General features: G+C 67.4%; 26 protein-coding genes. 16 read left to right on the top strand and 10 right to left on the bottom strand.

The window, feature by feature from the left end:
• The first annotated feature begins 176 nt into the window (after positions 1–176).
• The 7 genes from ATO6_RS20890 to ATO6_RS20860 are packed head-to-tail and all read left to right on the top strand — an operon-like array spanning position 177 to position 7,740.
• Positions 177–1,445, top strand: coding sequence for an aminotransferase class III-fold pyridoxal phosphate-dependent enzyme (locus tag ATO6_RS20890; RefSeq protein ID WP_088625991.1), 1,269 nt, complete (start codon positions 177–179; stop codon positions 1,443–1,445).
• Positions 1,446–1,481: 36 nt separating this feature from the next.
• Positions 1,482–3,065: an ABC transporter substrate-binding protein gene (locus ATO6_RS20885; RefSeq protein WP_088625990.1), complete on the top strand. Its 1,584-nt coding sequence runs from the start codon at positions 1,482–1,484 to the stop codon at positions 3,063–3,065.
• Between the two features lie 6 nt (positions 3,066–3,071).
• Positions 3,072–4,085: an ABC transporter permease gene (locus ATO6_RS20880; RefSeq protein WP_088625989.1), complete on the top strand. Its 1,014-nt coding sequence runs from the start codon at positions 3,072–3,074 to the stop codon at positions 4,083–4,085.
• 1 nt (position 4,086) lies between these two features.
• On the top strand, positions 4,087–4,959 hold the full coding sequence (locus ATO6_RS20875; RefSeq protein WP_217899044.1) for an ABC transporter permease: 873 nt from the start codon (positions 4,087–4,089) through the stop codon (positions 4,957–4,959).
• Positions 4,956–5,945, top strand: a complete 990-nt coding sequence (locus ATO6_RS20870) for an ABC transporter ATP-binding protein (protein ID WP_088625988.1) — start codon at positions 4,956–4,958, stop codon at positions 5,943–5,945. The genes ATO6_RS20875 and ATO6_RS20870 overlap by 4 nt, the downstream gene beginning before the upstream one ends.
• Positions 5,942–6,748: a shikimate dehydrogenase gene (locus tag ATO6_RS20865; RefSeq protein ID WP_088625987.1), complete on the top strand. Its 807-nt coding sequence runs from the start codon at positions 5,942–5,944 to the stop codon at positions 6,746–6,748. The genes ATO6_RS20870 and ATO6_RS20865 overlap by 4 nt, the downstream gene beginning before the upstream one ends.
• Entirely contained in the window at positions 6,745–7,740 is a 996-nt protein-coding gene (locus tag ATO6_RS20860; protein WP_088625986.1) for an ABC transporter ATP-binding protein, read from the top strand. The genes ATO6_RS20865 and ATO6_RS20860 overlap by 4 nt, the downstream gene beginning before the upstream one ends.
• A gap of 16 nt (positions 7,741–7,756) precedes the next feature.
• Here ATO6_RS20860 and ATO6_RS20855 read toward each other — a convergent pair whose 3' ends face one another.
• Positions 7,757–8,518, bottom strand: a complete 762-nt coding sequence (locus ATO6_RS20855) for an SDR family NAD(P)-dependent oxidoreductase (RefSeq protein WP_217899043.1) — start codon at positions 8,516–8,518, stop codon at positions 7,757–7,759.
• A 265-nt stretch (positions 8,519–8,783) separates the two neighbouring features.
• Between ATO6_RS20855 and ATO6_RS20850 the strand changes: the two genes are divergently transcribed.
• The 4 genes from ATO6_RS20850 (at position 8,784) to ATO6_RS20835 (ending at position 11,786) form a co-directional block, all read left to right on the top strand.
• The gene (locus ATO6_RS20850; protein WP_088625984.1) at positions 8,784–9,185 is read left to right on the top strand and encodes a hypothetical protein; all 402 of its coding nucleotides are present in this window, start codon (positions 8,784–8,786) and stop codon (positions 9,183–9,185) included.
• Positions 9,186–9,212: 27 nt separating this feature from the next.
• Positions 9,213–9,878, top strand: a complete 666-nt coding sequence (locus ATO6_RS20845) for a hypothetical protein (RefSeq protein WP_088625983.1) — start codon at positions 9,213–9,215, stop codon at positions 9,876–9,878.
• Between the two features lie 68 nt (positions 9,879–9,946).
• Entirely contained in the window at positions 9,947–10,471 is a 525-nt protein-coding gene (locus ATO6_RS20840; RefSeq protein ID WP_088625982.1) for a TRAP transporter small permease subunit, read from the top strand.
• 13 nt (positions 10,472–10,484) lie between these two features.
• Entirely contained in the window at positions 10,485–11,786 is a 1,302-nt protein-coding gene (locus ATO6_RS20835; RefSeq protein ID WP_088625981.1) for a TRAP transporter large permease, read from the top strand.
• 104 nt (positions 11,787–11,890) lie between these two features.
• Here the strand turns inward: ATO6_RS20835 and ATO6_RS20830 are convergent, their stop codons facing one another.
• From ATO6_RS20830 to ATO6_RS20805, 6 genes are all read right to left on the bottom strand, one after another.
• Positions 11,891–12,892 (bottom strand): alpha-ketoacid dehydrogenase subunit beta, encoded by a 1,002-nt coding sequence (locus ATO6_RS20830; protein ID WP_088625980.1) that lies wholly within the window; start codon positions 12,890–12,892, stop codon positions 11,891–11,893.
• 9 nt (positions 12,893–12,901) lie between these two features.
• Positions 12,902–13,867: a thiamine pyrophosphate-dependent dehydrogenase E1 component subunit alpha gene (locus ATO6_RS20825; RefSeq protein WP_088625979.1), complete on the bottom strand. Its 966-nt coding sequence runs from the start codon at positions 13,865–13,867 to the stop codon at positions 12,902–12,904.
• 9 nt (positions 13,868–13,876) lie between these two features.
• Positions 13,877–14,977 carry an acetoin dehydrogenase dihydrolipoyllysine-residue acetyltransferase subunit gene (locus ATO6_RS20820; protein ID WP_217899042.1) on the bottom strand — a complete coding sequence of 367 codons (1,101 nt, stop codon included), beginning with the start codon at positions 14,975–14,977 and terminating at the stop codon, positions 13,877–13,879.
• Between the two features lie 10 nt (positions 14,978–14,987).
• Positions 14,988–15,512 carry a VOC family protein gene (locus tag ATO6_RS20815; RefSeq protein WP_176441045.1) on the bottom strand — a complete coding sequence of 175 codons (525 nt, stop codon included), beginning with the start codon at positions 15,510–15,512 and terminating at the stop codon, positions 14,988–14,990.
• 109 nt (positions 15,513–15,621) lie between these two features.
• Positions 15,622–16,386 (bottom strand): SDR family NAD(P)-dependent oxidoreductase, encoded by a 765-nt coding sequence (locus ATO6_RS20810; RefSeq protein ID WP_088625976.1) that lies wholly within the window; start codon positions 16,384–16,386, stop codon positions 15,622–15,624.
• A gap of 26 nt (positions 16,387–16,412) precedes the next feature.
• Entirely contained in the window at positions 16,413–17,321 is a 909-nt protein-coding gene (locus ATO6_RS20805; protein WP_088625975.1) for a LysR family transcriptional regulator, read from the bottom strand.
• A gap of 245 nt (positions 17,322–17,566) precedes the next feature.
• Here ATO6_RS20805 and ATO6_RS20800 point away from each other — a divergent pair, with 245 nt between their 5' ends.
• Genes ATO6_RS20800 through ATO6_RS20790 form a run of 3 tightly spaced genes read left to right on the top strand, consistent with a single transcriptional unit; the run spans position 17,567 to position 20,021 of the window.
• Positions 17,567–18,172 carry a carboxymuconolactone decarboxylase family protein gene (locus ATO6_RS20800; protein ID WP_088625974.1) on the top strand — a complete coding sequence of 202 codons (606 nt, stop codon included), beginning with the start codon at positions 17,567–17,569 and terminating at the stop codon, positions 18,170–18,172.
• Positions 18,173–18,178: 6 nt separating this feature from the next.
• Positions 18,179–19,213, top strand: a complete 1,035-nt coding sequence (locus ATO6_RS20795; protein WP_088625973.1) for a LacI family DNA-binding transcriptional regulator — start codon at positions 18,179–18,181, stop codon at positions 19,211–19,213.
• 25 nt (positions 19,214–19,238) lie between these two features.
• The gene (locus tag ATO6_RS20790; RefSeq protein ID WP_088625972.1) at positions 19,239–20,021 is read left to right on the top strand and encodes an SDR family NAD(P)-dependent oxidoreductase; all 783 of its coding nucleotides are present in this window, start codon (positions 19,239–19,241) and stop codon (positions 20,019–20,021) included.
• 29 nt (positions 20,022–20,050) lie between these two features.
• Here ATO6_RS20790 and ATO6_RS20785 read toward each other — a convergent pair whose 3' ends face one another.
• From ATO6_RS20785 to ATO6_RS20775, 3 genes are read right to left on the bottom strand one after another with little or no spacing between them, the layout of a single operon-like run.
• A complete protein-coding gene (locus tag ATO6_RS20785) occupies positions 20,051–20,644 on the bottom strand; it encodes an energy-coupling factor transporter transmembrane protein EcfT (RefSeq protein WP_088625971.1) in 594 nt (197 codons plus the stop codon).
• Positions 20,638–21,312: an energy-coupling factor ABC transporter ATP-binding protein gene (locus tag ATO6_RS20780; protein ID WP_088625970.1), complete on the bottom strand. Its 675-nt coding sequence runs from the start codon at positions 21,310–21,312 to the stop codon at positions 20,638–20,640. The genes ATO6_RS20785 and ATO6_RS20780 overlap by 7 nt, the downstream gene beginning before the upstream one ends.
• Before the next feature lie 16 nt (positions 21,313–21,328).
• Positions 21,329–21,889, bottom strand: coding sequence for a biotin transporter BioY (locus ATO6_RS20775; protein WP_088625969.1), 561 nt, complete (start codon positions 21,887–21,889; stop codon positions 21,329–21,331).
• 190 nt (positions 21,890–22,079) lie between these two features.
• On the opposite strand from ATO6_RS20775, the gene ATO6_RS20770 reads away from it, so the two are divergent.
• Together ATO6_RS20770 and ATO6_RS20765 are read left to right on the top strand one after the other, a co-directional pair.
• Positions 22,080–23,699: a thiamine pyrophosphate-binding protein gene (locus ATO6_RS20770; protein WP_088625968.1), complete on the top strand. Its 1,620-nt coding sequence runs from the start codon at positions 22,080–22,082 to the stop codon at positions 23,697–23,699.
• 72 nt (positions 23,700–23,771) lie between these two features.
• A complete protein-coding gene (locus ATO6_RS20765; RefSeq protein ID WP_088625967.1) occupies positions 23,772–25,121 on the top strand; it encodes an MFS transporter in 1,350 nt (449 codons plus the stop codon).
• The last annotated feature ends 13 nt before the right edge of the window (positions 25,122–25,134 follow it).

Here is a 25,134-nt window from a genome sequence, read left to right as displayed (position 1 = left end):
CTCGCTTCCCGCGAGGCTGTCTTCCTTGATCCTGTCGATGCTGATGAGCGTCTCATCGGAAGGCTTTCGATCAAAAATCAAGGCACTTCCAGATTTTTCGAGTTTTAAGTTGCGCCAGAAATTTTCGCTCTCTAGGCTCGGATTAGCTGCAGATAATTCAGAAAACGGGGGCCAGCATGTGGAGCAACGCCAAGGACCGCGCCCTGCGCGAGCGTGCGGCCCAGGTCATCCCCGGCGGCATGTATGGCCACCAGTCGACGCTGCTCCTGCCCGAAGGCTATCCGCAGTTCTTCACCAGGGCCGAGGGCACGCGGATCACCGATGCCGACGACAATACCTACATCGACTTCATGTGCGCCTATGGCCCGAACCTGCTGGGCTACCAGCATCCGGAGGTGATGGCGGCCATCCAGCGACAGCAGGCGCAGATCGACACCTCAACCGGCCCGTCTCCGCTGATCGTGGATCTGGCCGAAGCGATGGTGGGCATGATCTCCCACGCCGATTGGGCGATGTTCTGCAAGAACGGATCCGACGCCACGACGATGGCGCTGATGACCGCGCGGGCCTGTCGTGGCAAGCGCAAGGTGCTGGTGGCGACCGGGGCCTACCACGGGTCACTCCCCTGGAGCACGCCGCGCCCCGGCGGGGTCGTTCCCGAGGACCGCGCGCACCTGATCTACTACACCTACAACGACCCGCAGGCCCTGACCGATGCGGTTAAGCAGGCGGGCGACGACCTCGCCGGTATCTTCGCCACGCCATTCCGGCACGACACGTTCCACGACCAGACCCTGCCCGACGCCGAATACGCCCGGACCGCGCGAAAGCTGGCGGACGAACATGACGCGCTGCTTGTCGTGGACGAAGTCCGTGCCGGCTTCCGCATGTCCCGCGATTGCTCGTGGGAAACGATCGGCGTTCGGCCCGACCTGTCGGCATGGGGCAAGGTCCTTGGCAACGGCCAGCCGATCTCGGCGCTGCTCGGCAACGACCGGGCGCGTGAGGCGGCGTCGAACATCTTCGTCACCGGCTCCTACTGGTTCTCCGCCGTGCCGATGGCCGCGGCCATCGAGACCATGCGGATCATCCGCGAGACCGACTATCTCGAACACATGCAGAAGATCGGCACCCAGTTCCGCACCGGCCTCGTTACACAAGCGCAGGACTTCGGCTTCACCCTCCGCCACACCGGGCCCGAGACGCTGCCGATGGTGCTTTTCGAGGAGGACCCCGACTTCCGCCTCGGCTACGCCTTCTGCGCGGCGGCGATGAAGCGGGGCGTGTACCTCTCGCCCTACCACAACATGTTCATCAATGCGGCGATGACCGAAGCGGACATCGCCGAGACCCTCGAGGCGACAGGCGCCGCCTTCGAGGAGATCAAGCGGAACCGTGACACTCTCAAGCCATCGCAGGTTCTGATGGCCCTGATGGGGGCATAAGCGGTCGAAAATCACGCGCCGACAGGGAAACCCGCAATGACCTACCACCCCCGAAAGGGCCTCGCGGCCCTCTTGCTCGCCGGAAGCGCGCTGATCGCGCCGCCGGCCCTCGCGCAGGACAGCGATACGCTGGTGATCGCGCGCTCGATGGACGTGAACTCGCTCGATCCGAGCCGCGCGTTCTGCGACACCTGCCAGTTTTACCTGACGGCGGTCTACGAGACGCTGGTGACGCTGGCCCCCGACAACCAGTCCCTCGTGCCGAACCTCGCCGAGAGCTGGGAGGTCAACGATGACTTCACCGAGTTCACCTTCATGCTGAAGGACGCGACCTTCGCCGACGGTTCGCCGGTCGAGGCGTCTGACGTGGTCTGGACCTTCAACCGGCTGAAGAACGTCAAGGGCTCGCCCTCGTTCCTGATGGACGGGCTGACCGGGGCCGAGGCGGTGGACGCGAAGACGGTGAAGTTCACCGTGGACGCGCCGAACTCGGAATTCCTGAACAAGGTCTCCGCCCCCTACACCGGCATCATCAACGCCGAGGTGGCCGAGGCGAACGGCGCGGTGTCGGACGAGACCGCCGCCGAGGCCGACAAGGCGGAACCGTGGTTCCTCGCCAACTCGGCAGGCTCCGGCCCGTTCCAGCTGGCCAGTTACTCGCCCGAGGCCGAGCTGCGTCTGGCACGGAACGACTCTTACTACGGCGAGGCCCCGGCCTTTTCCGAGGTTGTCGTGACCCAGATACAGGATGCCGTCAGCCAGGCGCAGGCTCTGGAGACCGGGCAGGTCGACATCGCCATGCAGATCGACCCTGACACGGCGCAATCCATCCGGTCCGGCGACGTGACGACCGAGGTGATCCCGTCCTACAACTTCGTCTACATCGGCTTCATCCCCGGCGCGAAGGGCATGGACGGCAAGCTGACGGCTGAGGTGCGCGATGCCCTCGCCTCCGCCATCGACTACGACGGGATGCTCGACTTCACCGTCGGCGGCAACGGTGAGAAGCAGGCGGCACCGATCCCGAACGGCTTCCCCGGCACCGCAGGCCTGACCCCGCGCTCGCAGGATGTCGAGAAGGCGAAGAAGGTGCTGGCCGATGCGGGCCTTTCGGACCTCAAGCTGGTCGCGGGCTATCCGAACGACAACGTCTACGGCGTCGACTTCAACATCATGATGCAGAAGGTCCAGCAGGACTTCGCCGCCATCGGGGTCGAGCTGGAGCTGAAGCCGCTCACATGGGCCGTCTGGCGGGATGAACTGGGCGCGGGCGAATGGCCGGTGACGGCGATCTACTACGCGCCCGACTACTACGGCTCGGGCCAGTACGTCGCCTATTTCGGCATGATCGAGGGCTTCCCCTGGGTCGGCCGCGCCAGCGTCGGCAAGCCTGAACTGGTGGTGAACCCGGCCGAGGCCGATCTCTACGCCAAGGCGCTCGCGTCTTCGGGCGACGACGCGGATGCAGCCTATCAGGAACTTGGCGAAGCGATGATGGAAGATGCGATCATCATCCCGCTCGTCGCGCCGAACCTCGTGCTGGCCTACCGCAACGACATCGCCGGCGTGCGCTACTCCGCCTGCTGCAACCTGCCGCTGGCCGAAATCACGCGGAACTGAGGACGGATGCTCGCCTATATCGTCAGACGGCTGATCGCTATTCCCTTTCTGCTGCTTGGCGTGGCGAGCGTCTCCTTCGTTCTCTCGCAGATGACCAAGGGCGACCCGCTGGCCGCCCTTGTCCCCGAACGGATGATGTCGAATCCCGAGATCGTCAACGCGGTCAAGGCCCAGTGGGGCCTCGATCAGCCGCTGCCGGTCCGCTACGTGACCTACATCGGCAACCTGCTGCAGGGCGACCTCGGGACGTCCTTCACCACCCGCCGCCCCGTCTCTACCGACATCGCCGAACGCCTGCCCGCGACGCTGGAACTGGTGATCGCCGCGATGATCATCGGGACGGCTTTGGGGCTGACTCTCGGCCTTCTCTCCGCCCGTTTCCGGGGGAGCGCGACGGACGGGATCTCGCGGATCTTCGCGCTGATCGGTTCCTCGCTGCCGATCTTCTGGTCTGGGCTGATCCTGCTCTACATATTCTCGGTCCGCTTCAGCATCGTCCCCGGCACCGGCCGTCTGCCGCCCCGCGTCACGCCGCCGCCGGACGTCACCGGCTTCTACACCATCGACGCCCTTCTGGCGGGGGACCTGTCGCTCTTCGGACAGGCGCTGGCGCATCTCGCGCTGCCCGCCTTCGTGCTGGGCTGGGCCGTCACCGGCATCATCACCCGGATCGTCCGGTCATCGCTGATCGAGGGTCTCAGCCAGGACTACGCCCGCACCGCCCGCGCCAAGGGCGCGCCGGAGCGGACCGTCCTTATCGGCCACGCCCTGCCGAACGCGATGATCCCGCTGCTCACCATCCTCGGCTTCACCTTCGCCTACCTGATCACCGGCGCTGTCCTGACCGAGGCGATCTTTGCCTGGCCCGGCATCGGCTCCTACGCCGTCCGCGCCGCCGCCTCGCTCGACTACCCGGCCATCGGGGGCGTGACCATCGTGGGCTCCGTCGCCTTCCTGCTGGCGAACCTGCTGACCGACATCGCCTATGCCTGGGCGAACCCCCGGATCAAGGTGCACTGACATGGCGATGACCTCTCCCGACACCGCCGGTTTCTCCCCGCGCCGCCGTTTCGAGGGCACGCGCGACATCTGGCGCCGCCTGCCGATCACCGCGAAGATCGGCGCGCTGATGCTGCTGTTCTGGATCCTCACCGTTCTGACCGTCAGCTTCTGGCCCCTCGCCGACCCGCTCGCCATGGTCGGCCGCCGCCTGCAACCACCCTCGACGGCGAACTGGCTGGGCACGGATGCCCTCGGACGCGATGTCTTCGCGCGGACAATGTACGGCGCGGTTTGGTCGATCCCGATCGCCGTCGTGGTGGTGGCCTGCGCGGTGCTCATCGGCTCGACCCTCGGGGCACTGGCGGGCTTCTTCGGCGGCTGGAGCGACAGTATCATCATGCGTCTGGTCGATGTGACCGTCTCCTTTCCGCCGATCCTGCTGGCGATGGCGGTGGCCGCCGTCCTCGGGCCGGGGCTGGCGAATGCCTCCATCGCCATGGTCATCGTCTGGTGGCCGATCTACGCGCGGTTGATGCGCGCGCAGGTGTTGGAGAAACGCGAGAACGAGCATGTCGAGGCCGCCGTCGCGGGCGGGGCAGGCAGCCTCCGGGTGCTCGGCGTCCACATCCTCCCGCTCTGCTGGGCGCCGACCCTGATCAACGCCACGATGGACTTCGGCCAGGTCGTCCTGCTGGCGGCATCGCTCAGCTTCATCGGTCTGGGCGCGACCCCACCCTCGCCTGAATGGGGTTCCATGATCTCGGAAGGGGCCACGAAGTTCTATTCCTGGTGGATCGCCTTCGGCCCCGGCATGGCGATCCTCTCGGTCGTGCTGGCGACCTCCTTCCTCGGCGACGGCCTGCGCGACGTCTTCGACCGGAGGAGCGCATGACGGCCCCCCTCCTCGACATCCGCGACCTGCGCATCTCGTTCCAGGCGCGGGACGGGAGCTGGGCGGATGCGCTCTGCGGCATCGACCTGTCGCTGGAGCCGGGCAAGGTGCTGGGGATCGTGGGCGAGAGCGGGTCGGGCAAGTCCATCGCGATGATGGCCTTCCTCCAGCTTCTGCCCCGCGGGACGCGGGTGCAGGGCAGCGCGAAGTTCAAGGGGCAGGAGCTGATCGGCATGCCCGCATCCCGCATCCAGCGGATCCGGGGCAAGGCGATCGGCTGTATCTTCCAGGACCCGCTGTCGGCCTTCAACCCGGTGAAGACCCTCGGCCAGCAGGTGGTCGAGGCGATCCGCCTGCACGACCGCAGCATCTCGAAACGCGCGGCCCTGAAGGAGGCCGAGCGCCTGTTCGAACTGGTCGCCATCCCCCAGCCGGAACGCCGCGTCCGCCAGTACCCGCATGAATTCTCGGGCGGCATGCGACAGCGCGCGATGATCGCCATGGCGCTCGCCAACAAGCCCGACCTGCTAATCGCGGACGAGCCGACCACCGCGCTCGACGTGACGGTGCAGGCGCAGATCCTCGACCTGCTGGGCGACCTGCGGGCGGAGCTGGGGATCGGCATGGTCCTGATCACCCACGACCTCGGGGTCGTCGCCGGGATCGCCGACGAGATCGCGGTCATGTACGGCGGCAGCGTGGTCGAACGCGGGCCGACGGATCCGATCTTCTACGAAACCTCGCACCCCTACACCGCCGGGCTGATCGGCGCTGTCCCGACGCTCGACGGCACCGGAGCGCTGAAACAGATCGAAGGCACGCCGCCCTCGATCTTCTCGCGCCCCGATGGCTGCGCCTTTCACCCGCGCTGTGGCCGCGCCGGGGATGCCTGCCGGGTCCAGACGCCGCGCCTTGAACCTCATGGCGGCACCGCCTGCGCCTGCCACTTCCCGCTGACAACTCTCCGCGAACCGGTGCCATCATGACCCAGCCCGCCCCGATCACCGGCCGCACGAGGGTCATGTTCATCATGGGCGATCCGATCGGCCATGTCGTCGGCACCGCCGTCCTGAACGCGGCATGGGACGCCGCCGGGCGCGACCTGGTCACCGTGCCGCTGCATGTCCTGAGCGCCGACCTGCCGTACATGCTCGACATGCTGCGCAAGGCCCCGAACGTCGCGGGGACCGGGATCACCATTCCCCACAAGATCAACGCCCTCCGGCTGGTCGAGCATCTGACCGAGGCCGCACGGCTCACCGGGGCAGTGAACTTCATCCGGCGCAACGCGGATGGCACGCTGACCGGACACAATGTCGACGGCGCGGGTTTCCTCGCCGGGCTGGCCGCGCACGGTGTCGATCCCAAGGGCCGGCACGTGCTCCTTGCCGGGGCCGGGGGCGTCGCCCGCGCCATCGCCTTCGCGCTCGCCGGGGCGGGCGTCGCCAGCATGACGATCCGCAACCGGGATGCCGCAAAGGGCGCGGCGCTGGCGGCCGACATCCGCGCGAGCGGTCTCACCACCGCGCCAGTCGGCACCACTGCCGGGCCCGCGCCCGAACTGCTGATCAACGGAACCGCCCTCGGCATGAAGGCGGATGACCCCCTGCCCTTCACACCGGAAGAGATCCCGCCGGGGGCCGTCGTGGCCGAGGTGGTGATGACTCCAGCCGAAACGCCCCTGCTCGCCGCGGCGAAGGCGAGAGGCTGCACGGTCGTGCCGGGCCGGGCCATGATGGATCCGCAGGCGGCCCTAGTCGCCCGCTTCCTCGACGGGGACCCGGCGTGAGCGTTGACCCCGACACCCCCGTCCTGACAGTCCGCGACCTGACAAAGGAATTCCCGCTCCGCACCGGCATCCTCGGGCGGACCACTGGGGCAGTTCAGGCGGTGTCGGGCATCAGCTTCGACATCCGGCCGGGAGAGACCTTCGGACTGGTCGGCGAATCCGGCTGCGGCAAGTCCACCCTTGGCCGCTCGATCCTCAGGCTGATCGAACCGACCTCGGGCAAGGTGACACTGTCCGGCCGGGACGTGACCGGGGCCGGCCCCGACGCCCTGCGCCAGCTCAGGCGCGACATGCAGATCGTGTTCCAGGACCCGATGGCCTCGCTGCATCCCCGGATGACGATCCGCCAGATCCTCGCCGAAGGGTTGCGACTGGCCGCGCTCGACCGCGCCGCCCTGGACGCCCGGATCCGCGAACTGATCGAGCTGGTCCGCCTGCCCGCAGACACTGCGGGGCGCTACTCGTTCGAACTGTCCGGCGGTCAGCGGCAACGGATCGGAATCGCCCGCGCGCTGGCGCTCAGGCCGAAACTGGTGGTGCTGGACGAACCGGTCTCGGCGCTCGATGTCTCGATCCAGGCGGGCGTGCTGAACCTGCTGGAAGACCTGCAGGCCGAGCTGGGCTGTGCCTACCTGTTCATCGCACACGACCTTGGCGTGGTGCGCCACATCTCGCACCGGGTGGCGGTGATGTATCTGGGAAAGATCGTCGAACAGGCGCCGGTCGACGTGCTCTTCTCGCGCCCGATGCACCCCTACACCAAGTCGCTGCTGTCCGCGATCCCGCGCCCGGACCCCCGCATCGAGCGCGCCCGCCGGCGGATCGTCCTGAAGGGCGACCTGCCCTCGCCGCTCGCCCCGCCTGCCGGGTGCCGGTTCCACACCCGTTGTCCGGCCGCCACGGACGTCTGCGCCCGCGTCGAGCCCACGCTCTCCGCATCCGGCAGCGACGGCGGCCTCGTGGCCTGCCACCACGCAGGCGCGGACATCTAGAGCGGGACTGACACCGTCAGAACGTCGTCCGCCCGCCGGTAATGTCGAACGTCGCACCGGTCGAAAATGAGCAGTCGTCGCTGCACAGCCAGCAGACCATCTTGGCGATCTCATGCGGTTGGACGAACCGGCCCATGGGCACACGGCTCAGCAGGGCGCGGGTCAGTGCCTCGTCCAAATCGCCGAAAATGTCGGTGGGGCTGGCCGAGGGAGTGACCGCGTTGACGAGGATACCATCGGTCGCCACCTCCTTGGCCAGCGCCTTGGTAAAGGCGATCTGCGCGGCCTTGGAGCAGGAATAGCCCGAGACGAAGGGATTGCCGTCCTTGCCGGAGGCCGACGACAGGGTCACGATCCGCCCGTATCCGGCGGCCTTCATTGCGGGCACGAGCGCCGAACAGCAGTGGAACGTGCCCATCAGGTTCACCTGCATCACCTGCGCGAAGTCAGCAGTTGAATAGCTGCCGACCGGCGCACTGGGGCCGAGGATGCCCGCGTTGTTGACAAGGATGTCGACCTTGCCGAACAGCCCCAGCGTTGCATCCGCCGCGGCCCGCACATCGGCCTCTGACGCGACGTCCGCGCGGACACACTGCACTTCGGTCAGGGTCGAAAGCTCGGCCGCGGCCGCGTCCATGCGATCCGTGTCCCGCGCCCAGATCGCCACGCGCGCACCGCCTTCGGCCAGCTGACGCGCGATTTCCAGCCCGATGCCGCGGTTCCCGCCGGTCACGACTGCCACCCGTCCTGCAAAGCGTGTGCTGTCCATATGTGGCATAGGCCCCTCCCTTGGCTGAACGAATTGCGGAAACGATTACACTAACCGGCACGCAATGGGAAAGGCTCCCCTTCGACCAATCTGCACGGGGCGACGGGGCATACCCGGCACGTGATCCGCGGATTGAACACAGTTCATTTGAGATGACACGAAACCGCGTGATAATTGGGATATTCACCGCAAGATCGTCCCCCGGCGACCATCTTGCGGCCAGAGACACCAGCGGGCAGCGGCCCGGCTGGAATGGCCGGGAAGGGAGGACATAATGAAATTCGATCTCAAGCTTAGAAATATCGTTTGCGCAAGTGCCGCCGCGCTGGCGCTCCTGGCGCCTGCAGCCATGGCGCAGACCAAGCTGGTCTATGCCGGCTACATCTCGGAGCGGTCCATCGCCACCACGCTCGACACCTGGTTCATGGACCAGGTCGAGGAACGCAGCGGCGGCGACATCGTGTTCGAACGCTATCCCGGCGGCGCGCTGATGAAGGCGCCGGACCTTTATCCCGGCCTCAGCCAGGGGGCGGTCGATTTCGCCACCGCCACGCCGCAGGCCTACAACCCCAAGGAATATCCCCTGTCCAACGTGGTCCTGCCGTGGATCACCGAAAAGGCGGATGCGGTCGTCTACGCGTTCAAGGATCTCTACGAGTCGAACGCCGACCTGTAGAATGAATTCTCGTCCCACGGGGTCAAGATGATGTGGGCGCTGCCCTTTCCCGACGGCGGCATCTGGGGGAACTTCCCGATCCGCAAGCCCGAGGACATGGCCGGCAAGCGTATCCGCGCCGTGGCCGCGATCGCATGGGGCGTCGAGGCCGGCGGCGGCTCGCCTGTCCCGATGAGCTTCGCCGACGCCGTCGAGGCCGTGAACCGCGAGGCGCTGGACGCCATGGCGAACGCGCCCTTCGACAGCGCGGTCAACAACGGCGTGCCCAAGGTCGTCGGCTATGCTTCGGACGCGGGACGTCTGGGGATCAACTCGGTCTCCATCGCCTCCTTCAACCAGTCCTCCTACGACCGGCTGAGTGACGAGCAGAAAGCCGTCATCGACGCCGTCGCCGCCGAGATCCCCGGCAAGTATGTCGAGCTGATCAACGATGCGATGGCCAAGGCCGCGCAGCGCTTCATCGACGAGGCGGGGGACATCGAGGTGATCCTGGCCACGGACGAGGAAGCCGCCGCGTGGAAAGAGGTCATGGGCCCGCTGATGCGCGAGAAGTTCATCGAGACCGCATCGGCCGTGACCGACAAGGGCGGCGAGCTCTATGACCAGTTCGTCGAGCTGGTCGGCAAGTACGAGGCCGACGCGGTCTACACGCCGGGCCTCGCGACCTACGTCAAGATGAAGGGCGGCAACTGAGCCGCATTTCGAACGGCCACGGCGGCATCCGCCGTGGCCCACCTGTCCTGCAAACGAAAAGCGGTCCAATGAAGTTCTTCATCGCGATGTCCCGGATCAGCATCGTCATCGGTTCGCTCAGCGGTCTTGCGACCGGGGCGATGATGGTGGTCATCATCACCGACGTGGTCGGCCGCGCCTTCTTTGCCGCGCCGCTGCCGCTGGCGACCGAGATCAGCGTGATGCTGCTGATCATCAAGGTCTTCCTCGGCATGGCCGGTGCGCAGGCGACGGATTCCAACTTCCAGGTGACCGTGCTGGTCGACCTGATGCCCCCGCGTATGAAGCGCGCGCAGCGGGTTCTTTCGCTGCTGATCGCGGTCGTTGGCATCGGCATCATAGCCTGGCTGACGGCAGGCTATGCCGTGACCGCAACCGACCGCGGCGAAATCTCGTTCGGCGTCCACGCCTGGCCGATCTGGCCGGAGCGGATCATCCTCGCCATCGGGCTCGCCCTGCTGACCCTGCAGATCCTGAGCGATCTGATCGGCACCGTGATCTGGGGCCATGACCGGATGAAATCCGGTCTGCCGGATCACAGCGGCTCACTCTGAGACGGACGACACAATGCAATCCATCGACCTCGGACTGGGCTTCGGCCTGCTTGGCGGCATGCTCGTGCTGCTCTTCATCGGCGTGCCGATCGCCTATTCGCTGCTGACCGCCGGCCTGATCGGGCTGATGCTGACGCGGCCCTGGATCGCGACGGAATTCCTCGTCTCGACCTTCCCCTACTCGGCCTCGGCAAACCTCGCCTACGTGGTGCTGCCGCTGTTCCTTTTCATGGGTCACATGAGTTTCTCGGCGGGCATCGCGCACAGGGCCTTCGACAGCGCACGGGTCTGGGTCGGCGCCCTGCCCGGCGGCATGGCCATTTCGACCGTCTTCGCCTGCGCGGGCTTCGCCGCCGTCTCGGGCTCCAGCCTCGCCACCTCGGCGACGGTGGCGCAGGTCGCGGTGCCGCGCATGCTGAAGGAAGGCTATTCGCAGGCGATCAGCGCGGGCAGCGTCGCGGCGGCCGGCACGCTCGGCGTGCTGATCCCGCCGTCGGGCCTGCTCATCGTCTACGCCATCGCGACCGAAACCTCGGTCCCCGACCTGTTCCTCGCCGGCATCGTGCCGGGGCTGCTGACCGCCGCGCTCTACGCGATCCTGCTGTTCGGCTGGGTCAAACTGGTGCCGGGCGCCGGTCCCAACCTGAAGGGGCAGCGCTATTCGGTGGCCGAGAAGGTCCGGGCGACCTTCGACTGCTGGGAAGTGATCTTTCTCTTCCTCGTCGTCATGGGCACGATCTACCTCGGGATCGGAACGGCGACCGAGGCGGCGGCCTTCGGCGCGGCGGGCGCGGTGCTGATCGTCCTGCTCAGGGGCGGCAACCGCCGGGCGATCATCTGGCGCGGGCTGGTGGACACCGGCGTGACCACCTCCAGCGTGTTCCTGCTGATCATCGGCGCGGGGTTCTTCGGGCTGGCCCTGACGACGACGCAGGTGCCGCAGCAACTGACGCTCTGGCTGACGCAGTTCGATCTGCCGGTGTGGCAGCTGACGCTGCTGTTGCTGGTGCCCTACCTGTTCCTCGGCTTCTTCGTCGATGCGATCACGATGATGCTGCTGACCCTGCCGATCATCTTTCCGGTGGTGCTGGATGCGGGGATCGACCCGATCCTGTTCGGCATCCTGGTGACCAAGTGCGCCGAGATCGGGGCGATCACCCCGCCGGTCGGGCTGAACATCTTCGTGGTCAAGAACACGGTGCCCGAGATCGACATCATGCAGGCGTTCCGGGGCGCGATCCCCTTCGTTCTGGTAGAGCTGGTGATCATCGCCCTGCTGGTCGCGTTCAACGACATCGCGCTGGTGCTGATCTAGCGCCGGGCAATTTCCCCCGGCCCGGTCCGCGATGGCCAGATGAAAACCCCGCCGAGGCAGAACCTCGGCGGGGTTTTCCGTCCGCCTGCGGGAGGACAGGCGGATCAGAGCGTGGCCTGCACCGCCGCGACGATCCGTTCGACGCTGGGCATATAGGCGTCCTCGAGGTTCGGCGCGAAGGGCACCGGGGTGTGGGGGCATGTGACCATGCCGACCGGTGCCTTCAGCGCACCGAAGGCCCGGCTGGCGGCCAGCGCGGCCACGTCGGCCGCGAGCGAACAGCGCGGCGGGCTTTCATCGACGACGATCAGGCGGCCGGTGTCCTCGACGCTTTCGAGGATGGCGTCCTCGTCCAACGGCGAGGTCGTGCGCGGGTCGAGCACGGTAACGCGGACCCCGTCCTTTGCCAGCGCATCCGCCGCCTGCATCGCGCGCGGCACCATGGCCCCGAAGGCGACAATGGTCGCGTCCGGCCCTTCGCGCAGCCAGTTCGCCTCGCCGAAGGGGATCTCGTAGGCCTCTTCGGGCACCTCGCCCTTCATGTCGTAGAGCGCCTTTGATTCGAGGAACACGACGGGATCGTCGTCCCGGATCGCCCGGATCAGCAGTCCCTTGGCGTCGTAGGGGCTGGAGGGCATCACGACCTTGAGCCCCGGTATCATCGTCAGGATCGGATGCAGCATTTGGCTGTGCTGCGCCCCCGCCCGCATCCCGGCCCCGCCCATGGTGCGGATCACCAGCGGCGTACGGGCCTTGCCGCCGAACATGTAGCGGAACTTGGCCGCCTGGTTGTAAATCTGGTCGAGGCAGACGCCGAGGAAGTCGACGAACATCAACTCGGCCACCGGGCGCATGCCGGTGACGGCAGCCCCCGCCGCCGCGCCGATGATCGCGCTTTCCGAGATTGGCGTGTCGATCACGCGATCCGGGCCGAACCTGGGATAGAGCCCCTTCGTCACGCCCATCACCCCGCCGACCGAGCCGACATCGCCCGACCCGCCGGAGCCGCCGCCCACGTCGATCCCCATCAGGATCACGTTCGGGTCGCGGGCCATCTCCTGCTCCAGCGCCTGGTTGATCGCCTTGCGGTAGGAAATCCTTGCCATCCCTGCCCCTCAGTATTTCACGTAAACATCAGTTTCGAGCGTGGCGAGCGACGGCATCGGCGCCTCACGTGCGGCTGCGGCGGCGGCGTCCACCCGCGCGCGCACCGCGCTCTCGATCTCGTCCAGTTCGGCCATGTCCAGCAGCGCGGCCTCGCCCACCCTATCGCGGAACCGCGAGATCGGATCGTTCGCCCGCGCCTCGGCCAGTTCCTCGGGGCCGCGATACTTCTGCGGATCGCCGACGAAGTGGCCGAGGAAGCGCGAGCACCGCGTTTCCAGCGTGTAGGGCCCCCGCCCCGACCGCGCATGTTCCAGCGCGTCTCGCATCGCCGCATGGACGGCGAAGAAATCCGCCCCGTCCACGGTCTGCGCGGGCATGCCGAACGCCGCCGCACGGTCGGCCAGCGACGCCGCGCCGACCGAGTAGTCCGAGGCGGTGAATTCGCCATAGCCGTTGTTCTCGAACACGAAGATCATCGGGACCTTCAGGATCACCGCCATGTTCATCGCTTCGAGCGTGGTGCCCTGGTTCGACGCGCCGTCGCCCGAGAAGGCGACCGCGACCCGGTCCGTGCCGCGCAGCTTCTGCGTCAGCGCCGCGCCGACGGCCAGCGGCGGGCTGCCACCGACGATGGCGTTCGCTCCCAGCATTCCCTTGTCCATGTCGGCGATATGCATCGACCCGCCCTTGCCGCCGCAGATGCCGCCCTCGCGCCCCATGATTTCGAGGAACATGCCCTCGATCTCGCAGCCCTTGGCGATGCAGTGACCGTGGCCCCGGTGGGTCGACCCGATCCAGTCATCGTCGGTCAGGTCGAAACAGACCCCCACCCCCGACGCCTCCTGCCCGAGGTAGACATGGGCGAAGCCGGGGATCGTGCCGTCGGCGAATTCCTTTTCGACCCGCTCCTCGAAGGCGCGGATGGTGAACATGGCTGTATAGGCGCGTTTCAGGTCGTCTCGGCTGAGTTGCATGATGTCCTCTCAGAGCAGCTCGCGCAGCAGCGCGTTGACCTCGGCCGCCGCTTCGAGGTGCGGCAGGTGTCCGGCGGCGTCGATGTGGTGGAGCGTCCATCCGGCGGGCAGCGCACCGGCGTCCGGCGTGCCGACGATGGCGTCATGAGGGCTGGCGATGACCACGGCCGGCGGCAGGTCCTTCAGCCGCGCCTGCAGGTCGGCGAAATCGTCGCCCTCCAGCATCCGCGCGCGGATCCGGCCAAGCGCCGCCTGCGCGCCGTCCAGACGGATCGCGCGGGTCACGCCATCGACCATGTCGCGGCTGACCGTGTCGGGATCCCGGACCAGCAGCAGCAGCGCCTTCTTCACGTCGCGGGTCTTTTCCGCCTCGACGATCGCCCTCAGGAAATCGTCGTTCAGCGTCCCGCCGGGCAACCCTGCCGGACAGACCAGCCCGAGCCGCGCCACCAGCGCCGGATGATCCAGCGCCATGCACATTGCCACGGCAGCGCCGAGCGAATGTCCGACGACCACGGCGTCCGCGATGTCCATGTGCCGCAGCATTGCGGCCAGCGCGTCGGACATCTCGCCGAGCGATCCGTCACCCACGTCCTTTTCGGACGCACCGTGACCCGGCAGGTCCGGCGCGACGATCCGCGCCGATCCCTTGAGGTCCTCGATCGTGAAGAGCCAGTTGTTGAAGTCCCCGGAAAACCCGTGGATCAGCACCAACGGCCGGCCCGACCCGGCGGTCGCGACGTTCAGCCTGCGCCCCCCGGCCTCGATCGTCTCCACGGCCAGCGCGTCGCCCTCGCCCGCCTCGTCCTCTTCGACCACGGTCGCGGGGCTGGCTGCGATGAAGGCGTCGATCTCGGCCTCGGGCACCTCGCCCTCGGTCAGTACGCCGATCAGCGCGCCGACCGGCATCACCTCGCCCGCGCCCGCCACGATCCGCGCGAGGCGTCCGGAATTCGTCGCCTCCAGCACATTGGTGATCTTGGTGGTCTCGATGTCCATCAGTTCGTCGCCCTCGGCGATGTCATCGCCTTCCTGCACGATCCACTCGATGATGGTGCCTTCCTCCATGGCGAGGCCCCATTTCGGCATGCGTATGGCCTTGATCGTCATAGCCCCGCCCTCACCCGAACCGGACGACGTGGTCGCCGCCATCCCAGTCACGGGCGGCGTCGCGGACCTTGTCGTTCAGCCGCGTCGGACGCCCGGTGACGTCGTAGAGCTCCATCGTGGTCGAGGGATAGTCGCCCTGCGTCTCGAAATAGGCGAAGCGGTTGTCCCCGATCCGGCCGGATTGCAGGACGGTGTGCCCGGCCTCGAGGATCCGCGCCATGTCGCCGTCGAAATCCGTGGTCCAGGCCGAGGTATGGTGCATGGCTTGGCCATGCGCCGCGATGTGTTCGAGGTAGGCGGAGGGCGCGCTGTTCGTCTGCTGGATCAGTTCGATCTGCATCTCGCCGTCATTGGCCAGCGCGATCCCCAGCTCGATCTGCTGCGGCGTGCCGCGATGCTGGAAGTCGTCCATCACCACGGTGGGGAAGTAGAAGAAGGGGCCAATCCCGAGGGTCCGGCTCCAGTGGTGCATCGCCGCCTCCATGTCGTGGACGACGAATCCGAGTTGTCGGACGGGGCCGAAAATCCGGCTCATGGGCATGTTCCTTCCGCAGTCTGCCTTGCGAAAGGCATGCCCGCCGGGCGGCCTGGCCGCAAATGACGCATTGGCCAACGGCGGCATGAGCCCCGGTCATGCGGTGTCGTCAGCCCCCCGAAATGAACGACCCGCCGTTGACCGGTAGGGTGATGCCGGTGACGTAGGACGACAGGTCCGACGCGAGGTAGAGCGCCGCGTTCGCGATGTCTGCGGGCGATCCCGGCCTTCCGAGCGGATAGTCCTTGGCCGCCTCGATCTTGCCCGCGTCGGCCGAGGGCCCGCGTCGCGAGAAATCGGTCATGATCAGGCCGGGCGTGATGGCATTCGCGCGGATCCCCTCGGGTCCGAATTCCTTGGCCATCGCGCGGGTCAGCCCCAGCACGCCCGCCTTGGCCGCGCAGTAGTGCGGCCCGCCGAAAATGCCCCCGCCCTGCTGCGCCGACAGGGACGAGACGTTGACGATGGAACCGCTGCCGTCCCGCGACAGATGCGGCAGCGCGGCCTGCGTCATCAGCAACGTGCCGCGCAGCACCACGTCGGTCACGAGGTCGTAATCCTCCGCCGTGACCTCGGCCACCGTGCGCCTTTGCGTGACGCCCGCGTTGTTCACCACAACGTCCAGCCGTCCAAACGCCGAGACCGCGGTTTCGACCGCCGCTCGGCAGCTCGCCGCATCCGTCACGTCGCAAACCGCGGCACGTGCCGCCTCGCCCAGTCTGGCCGCCGTCGCCTCGGGCGCCTCCGCCGCAAGGTCGCAGATCACGACCCGTGCGCCATGCGCGATGAAAAGCTGCGCGGTTGCAAAGCCGATGCCGCTGTCGCGTCCCGCGCCCGTGATGATCGCCACGCGGCCTGAAAGCAGTCCGTCCATTTCTGTCCTCCCTCGGGGTTGTCGTGTCAGGCCGCCTCGCGCCAGCGGACGGCCCGCCGGACCATCTGGCGGAACCAGCGGTTGCCGGGCTCCGCGTCGCGCGACGCGTGCCAGTAAAGGTGAAAGTCCATGTGCCCGATCTCGAACGGGACCGGCAGCAGCTCGACCTCTTCGGAGTCGTGGAACATGACGGCCAGCCGCCGGGGCATCGTCGCGATCAGGTCCGAGCCGCGCACGGCGCGATACGCCGCGAGGTAATGCTGGCACCGCAGCCGGATCTGGCGCCGATGCCCGAGGCTGCGCAGCTTGGCGTCCTCGTAGGCGTCGCCCTCCTGCCGTCCGCTGACGAGGACATGCTGGCAGTCGAGATAGGCATCCAGGTTCAGCGCATCGCACGCCAGCGGATGGCCCCGCCGGGCCACGACGCAGAATTCCTCGTCCGAGATCCGTTCGCTCATCACCTCCTCGGGCTGTTCGAGGCAGACATCCACCGCAGCGTCTACGGCGCCCGAGGCCAGCCGGGTGGCCAGCGCAGACCGCCTGACATGCAGCGAAACGAGTGTCGATTGCGGAGCCTCTTCGACCATCATGTCGATCAGTGGCGGCACAAGCGATGCCTCCAGCACGTCCCGCACGCCAAGGCTGAAGGTGCGGATGTTGGCCGCCGGATCGAAACTGCTCTGCCGGTCGAACAGGGCCTCCAGCCGCTCCAGCCCCTCCGCCGCATCTTCGGCCAGGCTGCGGGCCAGCGGGGTGGAGATCAGACGGTTGCCTTTCCGGACGAACAGCGGATCGTCGAAGAGCAGGCGCAGCCGGCCGAGGCCGTGGCTGATGGCGGACTGCGTCAGGTTCAGCCGCTCGGCCGCCCGCGTGACACTGCCTTCGCGGTAGACGGCGCAGAGAATGACGAGGATATTCAGGTCGGGTCGTCTCATTGGTCCGGCATCTGCCCCGTGCGGATGGCGAATCCGCGCAGTGAATGTAAAAACGTTTGCGCATCGTATGACCACGCGAGGCACCGGTCAACCCGATCGCGGCTTTGCCAAGTTTGCTCGTCCAAAACTGCATATAAGGCAAAGTCCACCAAACTAAGTCCCGCCAGCAGACTTGACAGCGCCTCATCCGAAATACAGAAAAGCGCAAACGTTTTACCTTTGTCGCAGAATGTGGAGGAAACCAGATGACAGCCGAGACCGAAGAGTTCCCGCATTCCGACAGGCTGCCCCTGCGCCGCCCGCCCTATGACGAGCTGACCCAGAAATACATCGGCAACACCGCCTTCACCGGCCTGTCACCGCAGAACCTGCGCCGGTCGATGGCGCATCACCCCAAGCTCGGGTCCCGGTTCCAGAACCTCGCCCAGATCGTGCTGTTCGAGGCCGATGTTCCGATCCGCCCCAAGGAGATCGCGATCATGCGCACCACTGCGCTGACCGGCGCGGAATACCCGTGGGGGATGCACGTCTCGATCTTCGGTGAACAATGCGGGCTGGACGAGGCGGCGATCAACGACCTGACCCTTGCCGAAAGCTGGGAGTCCCTCACCGACCCGCGCTGGAGCGACGAGGACCGGCTGGCGATCCGGATGGCGGACGAGCTCTATGCCAACACCAACGTCACCGACGAAACCTGGGCGCTGCTGACCCGGACCTGGCCCGTCGAGCAGGTGATCGAACTGGTATTTGCGTCAGGCGTATACCACCTCGCCTCGTATTTCACTAAAACGACTGCGGTGCCGCTCGAAGACGGGCAGGCGCGTTTTCCGGAAGGGTATCGCAGAAAGTAGGGTCACATGTCCAAGGGCGGGCGGAAGACGATCAAGGATGTCGCGGCGGCGGCGGGGGTTTCGATCGGCACCGCGTCACGGGCGCTGAACCGCCGCGGACGGGTCAGCGAGACGACGGTGGCGCGCGTTACGTCCGCGGCGCAGCGGCTCGGCTATCAGCCAGACGCCATCGCCCAGAGCCTGCGGCTGAAATCCACGATGGTCGTCGGGATGCTGGTGACCGACCTGTCGAACCCGTTCTTCGCCGGGGTCATCCGGGCGGCGGAGCGACGGTTGCAGGAGTCGGGCTATGCCCTTCTGGTCGGGAACACCGACAACGACCTCACCCGCGAGCAGCAGCTGATCGACCTGTTCCGGCGCCGGCGCGTCGATGGCCTGATCCTCGGCCCCTGCGAGGCCGAGAACACCGGCATGATCGGCGACCTCGAAGCCGCGGACATGCCCGTCATCTGCTACGACCGCGACTTCGACGAGGGCCTCAGCGGTCTGCACGTGGCGCATCGCAAGGCCGCCTACGACGCCACCCGCCACCTGCTCAACCTCGGGCACGAACGGATCGCTCTGCTGTCGTCCAGCATCAAGCTGTCGCCCGGCCGCGAACGCATCGCTGGCTACCGGCAGGCGCTGGAAGAGCGCGGGCTGCCGTTCCGCGAGGACCTGATCCGCGCCCACCAGTCGTCGATGGAGTTCGTCAAGAGCGAGGCCTATTCGCTGATGTCGATCCGCCCTGCCCCGACCGCGTTCATCAGCCTCGGCACGCGGATGCTGGCGGGCACGCTCGAAGGGTTGCGCGACAACGGCTGGCGGGTGCCCGAGGATGTCAGCGTGCTGACCGTCGGCGACACCGACCTAGCCCGCCTCTACGTGCCCGCGATCTCGACCGTGACATGGGATCTGAACTCGGTCGGCGAGAACCTGGCGGAACTGATGCTGCGCCGGCTCGCTCCCGAAACCGGGAGCGAGCCGAGGCGGATCATGATCCCGACCAAGCTGATCGACCGGGGGTCCTGCGCACGACCGGGCCGCCTGATCGGCGACTGATAGAACGACTGGGGGAGGAGACCCGATGACCGGACGGATACAGGACAAGGTGGCGCTGGTGATCGGCGCCGGGTCGATCGGCGAGGCCCCCAGCAACGGATCCGCGACCGCGCTTCTGTTCGCGACCGAAGGCGCGACGGTGATGTGCGTCGACATCTCGGAGCCTGCCGCCGCGCGAACCGTCGCCCAGATCGAGGCGGTCGGCGGCACCGCCAGCACCTTCCGCGCCGATGTCGCGGACACCGCGCAGATCGACGCCGCCGTCGCGGCCTGCATGGAGCGATACGGCCGGATCGACATCCTGCACTACAACGTCGGAATCGAGGCGTTCGGCGAACTGATCGACGTGACCGACGAGTCGTGGGACCGGGTGTTCGACATCAACCTCAAGGGCGCCATGGCCGCCGCCCGCGCCGCCGTGCCGCACATGATCGCGCAGGGCGGCGGGTCGATCATCAACGTCTCGTCCATCGCCAGCCTGCGGTGGAGCCCGATGCAGTTCCTGTCCTACAACGTCTCCAAGGCCGCGCTGAACCGGATGACCCGCGTCGTCGCGCGCCAGTATGCCCCGCACAAGGTCCGGTGCAACGTGATCCTGCCGGGCCTCATCGACAGCCCCCACGCCGCCGCCCTGGTGAAGACCGAGGCCGAACGGATCGAGGCGAAAAAGGCGCGTGATGCCCGCTGCCCGATGGGCCACCAGGGCACGCCGCAGGACATCGCGATGGCCGCCCTGTTCCTCGCGTCGGAGGAGTCGCGGTATGTCACCGGGCTCGAAATGGTCGTGGATGGCGGCATAACGCTCTGAGGTGAGTCAGGTGGGCCTAGCGGGTCGGTTCACTCGACCGAACGGGCCTCGATCGCCTCGGCCATCTCGTCGGCGGTCCGCAAAGTCCGCACGATCAGCGGCACCAGCAGGGCCAATGGCCGCCGTTCCAGACCCCTCGACCACTGCGCCCTGCGAATGTCCTCCAGCACGGTGCGCACCAGAGGAATGAAGCGCAGGCAGAGCGAGACCGCCAGCGCGATCCGGTCCGCCGGGATGCGCGGGGACAGGCGTTCGAGGCCGACGCGAAGTGAGTCCGTCAGGTCGACCGCACGCGTGGTGAGTGTCAGGAGCGAGGCCGCGAGGATCAGCACCGCGAACCGGCCTGTGACGAACATTGCGGTGCCCGCATCCGCCAGGACCAGTTGCGCCAGGAACACGATGACCAGCGGCCAGAGCGCCGGGCGCAGCGACGTCCAGGCATGGCGCGGACGCAGTCCCGCCGCGGCATAGCCCAGGGCGACGAGCGCCCCGGACATCGCCGTCACCAGCGGATCGTCCAGAATGAACACCGCCGTGCAGAAGACCGCCAGAAGCGCCAGTTTCACCCCCGGCCGCGCGCGGTGAACCGGGCTGTTGCCCGGCACATGCAGGTCGCTCAGCATTCCGAGCGCGCCACGTAGCCTGCGATCACCCCGGCGGGCGGGCCGTCGTCCGCGACCGTCCCGTCCGCAATGTGAAGCACCCGGTCAAGCCCCTGCATCAGGTCGAGGTGATGCGACACCATCACGATCCTCTGCTCCAGCCCGTCGAGGACGCGCATGAAACGGCGCGTGTTCCACAGGTCCAGCAGGGTCGTCGGCTCATCCAGCACGATCCAGTCCGGCCGCATGACCAGCACGCCGGCGAGGGCAATCAGCTGCTTCTCGCCGCCGCTCAGGGTGTGGGTCAGGCGGTCGCGCAGATGGCTCAGCTGCAAAGTGTCGAGCAGGGTGGCGATGCGGTCGCGGCGTTCCTCGGGGGGCAGTCTCAGGTTCTTCAGCCCGAATTCGAGATCCTCGCCGACGTTCGGATAGACGATCTGGTTGTCCGGGTTCTGGAACACGAACCCGACATGGCGCCGCAGTCCGCGCGGCTCTGGGTCACCGTCCAGCAGGACCTGCCCCGCGCTCGGGCGTTCCAGCCCGTTCAGCAGGCGCGCGAAGGTGCTCTTGCCCGACCCGTTGCGCCCGACAATGCCGATCCGACGTTCGCTCAGGTCGAGGGTGAGGCCCGACAGTATCCGGATCCCGTCCTTCTCCACCTCGACATTGCGCAGCGACAGCGTGGACATGACGGATCCGGCCCGGTCAGCGCGAGGTGGCCGCGGATCTCGGGATAAGCGGATAGGACCGGCGCACGGTCACGATGACCGCCGCCGCGATCAGCGCCTTGACCACGTCGCCCGGCAGGAACGGCGCGGAACCGATCAGCGCGGCGCTCAGCGGAACGTTCGCGACCGCAGCGCTCCACGGCACACCGACGGCATAGAGAAGGCCGATCCCCCCGGCCACGCAGATCGCGCAGGCCGTCAGGTAGTTCAGACGGTGCCAGACCCGTTCGGTCATCCAGCCGATCGCCACGGCCGCCACGATCCAGCCGATCAGGTAGCCGGCCGTCGGGCCGAAGAAGACGCCAAAGCCGCCACGGCCACCGGAGAGCAGCGGTAGCCCGATCGCCACGAGGGCGAGGAACAGGACCATCGCCAGCCCCCCGCGCCGGGCGCCCAGAACGCCCCCGGCCAGCATCGGGCCCATCGACTGGGCGGTGATCGGCACACCGAGCAAGGGCAGCATGACGGGCGGAAAGACAGCGAGCGCTGCCATGATTGCGGCGAAGAGGGCGATGAAGACGATATCTCGGGTGGTCATGGCGCGGAGCAATATCCGGGATGTCAGGGGAATGCGAGATCCGAAGGCCGCGCACAGCCAAATTCAGGGTCACGCGCCGGACAAAGCCGCTACCGACCCCAGCATTCTGTGTGGTCCGCCCGTGCACTTGAAACCCGCGTCAGTCCGGCGGACGATCGCGTCCAATCAATCCGAGGGGGGATCACACGCCATGACAACGGGACGCTCTGCCTTTCTTGCCCTGCTCAGGGACGAGGGAATCACCCATCTGTTCGGCAATCCCGGCACCACCGAGCTGCCGATCATGCACGCGCTGCGGGACTTTCCCGACATCCGGTTCGTGATGGCGATGCAGGAAAGCCTCGTCGTGGCGATGGCCGACGGTTATTCCCGCGCTTCGGGCAAGCTCGTGGCCTGCAACGTCCACGTGGCGCCGGGCCTCGGCAACGCCATGGGATCGCTCTACAACGCGCAGTTCACCGGCACGCCGATGCTGCTGACCGCCGGACAGCAGGAACAGGGCCATGGGCTGATGGAGCCGATGCTGTCGGGCCCGCTGGTGCGCATGGCCGAACCGCTGGTGAAATGGTCGGTCGAGGTGACACGGCTGGAGGACCTGCCGCGCATCGTCCGGCGGGCCGCCAAGGTCGCGATGACCCCGCCGACCGGGCCGGTCTTCCTGTCCCTGCCGGGCGACATCCTTAACGCCGAGGCGGACATCGACCTGATGCGCTCTAGCCGGATCGACACGCGCAGCCGTCCGTCGGATGCCGCGCTCGACGAGACCGCAGCCCTGATCAACGGCGCCGAGCGCCCGGTGATCATCGCCGGGGACGAAATCGTGAAAAGCGATGCGCTCGACGCCGCCGCCGCGCTGGCCAGCCGGATCGGGTGCCCCGCTTGGCAACAGACGGTGGGGTATGGCGCGCATTTCCTGTCTGAGCATCCGAACTTCATGGGCACCCTGCCCCGCAACCAGGGCCAGACCCGCACCATTCTGGACAACCACGACCTGCTGATCGTGCTCGGCGCGGATCCGCTGCGGATGTCTGTCTACAGCCCCGACGATCCGATCGGTCCCGACGCACGGGTGCTGCAGATCGGGCAGCTGGACTGGGACATGGCCAAGAACTTTCCAGTCACGCTCGGCCTCAGGGCCGACGTGCGCGAAACGCTGGAGGTGCTGACGCCCCGGCTTCGGGACCGTTCGCGGTCCGGGGCCCTGCCCGACAACTGGCAGGCACGTCGCGAGGCGCTGACCGGCGATCTGGAGCGCCTGTCCTCCCGCGTCCCGATCGAGGCGGACTGGCTGGCGCTGAAACTGGCCGAAGCGATGCCGCCCGATGCGATCCTCGTGGAGGAGGCGCTGACCTCGTCGCGCCACCTGCCCGCGCTGCACCCGATGCGCGACCGCCACGGCTATCACTCGCTGGCCTCCGGCGGGATCGGCTGGGGCCTGCCGGCGGCGGTCGGCGCCAGCATCGCGAACCCCGACCGTCCGGTCGTCTGCTATTCGGGCGACGGCAGCGCGATGTATTCGATCCAGTCGCTCTGGACCGCAGCCCATCAGAAGCTGAACCTGACAGTAGTGATCGCCAACAACGGCGGTTACCGGATCATCAAGCAGCGGCAAAAGGCGTTCCACGGCAGCAACCATTACATCGGGATGGACTTTGCCGATCCGCCGGTGGACTTCTCCGCGCTGGCGCGGTCGCTCGGGGTCGAGGCGCAACGGGTTTCGTCACCTGACGAATTGTCGGACGCCCTCGCCGCCGCAGTGAACGCGCCCGGCCCCCGTCTGGTCGAAGTCATGATCGACGGCACCGTCTGAGATGATGCACAGGACACTTCGGTGCAGGATGCACCGGACCCCCGACCGGCGTGTCCCAGTCCGGATGCGCGGATGACCGACCGGGTCCTGTCACGTCCCGCGCTGGCCGTCGTCATGGCGGGCGCCTCGCTGGTCACGGTCGATATCTCGATGACCAGTACGGCATTGCCGGAGCTGTCACGCGCGCTCGGGGTGTCGCCCGCGAATGCGATCTGGGTGGTCAACGCCTACTACCTTGCCGTGATCGCCGCCCTGCTGCCGATGGCCGCCCTCGGCGACAACATCGGCCACCGCCGCCTGTGCCTTATCGGTCTGGCCCTGTTCGGCGCGGGATCCGCTGGGGCGGGCCTGTCGGACGGTTTTCTGGCGGTCGTCGGATCCCGCGCGATGATCGGCCTCGGCGCGGCGGCGGTTAACGCGTCCACACCGGCGCTGATCCGGTCACTCTACCCCGCGCACCGGCTGGGGCGCGGGCTCGGGCTCTATGCGATGATCGTCGGGCTGTCGCTGTCGCTGGGGCCGCCGATGACGTCTTTCGTGATCGCCATCGCCGACTGGCAGTGGCTGTTCCGCGTGACAGCCGCGGGCGCCGTTCTGGCCTATCTCGCGGGACGTCGCGCGCTGCCGGTGACAATCCCGAGCGGCAAGCGCGTGGACCGGATCGCGGTCGTGCTCTGCGCCGTCACCTTCGCGCTGCTGCTGTTCGCGCTGTCCGGGATAGGCCGGATCGACATCCGCTGGGTCGCGCTGGCCGGGGCGGGCGCGATGGCGTTCGGGATCGTGCTGTGGCGGCGCGACAGCCGCAATCCGGCGCCGCTGCTGGCGATGGATCTGTTCCGCAGGCCGGTCTTTGCCCTGTCCTCGGCCACGTCGATCTGCGCCTTCGTGGTGCAGGGGCTGGTCTTTGTCGTGCTGCCGTTCCTGTTCAGCGTCGAAATGGGCTACACCCAGATCGAGGCGGGCCTGCTGATCACGCCTTGGCCAGCCGCTCTGGCCCTGATGACCCTGATCGCCGCCCCCCTGTCCGACCGGGTCGCGCCCGGCCTGCTGGCCTTTGCCGGACTGCTGGTGCTGAGCGTCGGAGTCGTCGGTATCGCGACCATGCCGGTCGATGCCTCGATCGTGGGAATTGCCGCCCGACTGGTGATCTGCGCCATCGGCTACGGCCTGTTCCAGTCGCCGAACATGGTCGCGATCATGCAGAGCGCGCCACTGGACCGCAGCGGGGCGGCCAGCGGCGTCCTGGCCCTGTCGCGCCTGCTGGGGCAGGCCATCGGCGCCGTCGTCGTCGCCGTCAGCTTTCTGCTGTGGTCCGAGGCCGGGATGCATACCGCGCTGTGGATCGCGGCCTGCGTTTCGGTGTTGGGCGCGGCGTTCAGCATCCTGCGGCTGTTGCCCCGCCTGCGGCATCCGGAGGGCTAGCTCAGCCCCCCGG

Origin of the sequence: Oceanicola sp. 22II-s10i (assembly GCF_002210105.1) — a bacterium.
GTDB lineage: Bacteria > Pseudomonadota > Alphaproteobacteria > Rhodobacterales > Rhodobacteraceae > Pseudooceanicola.
Note: the sequence above shows the minus strand (reverse complement) of the source record. Positions and strands in the feature narration are given on the sequence as shown.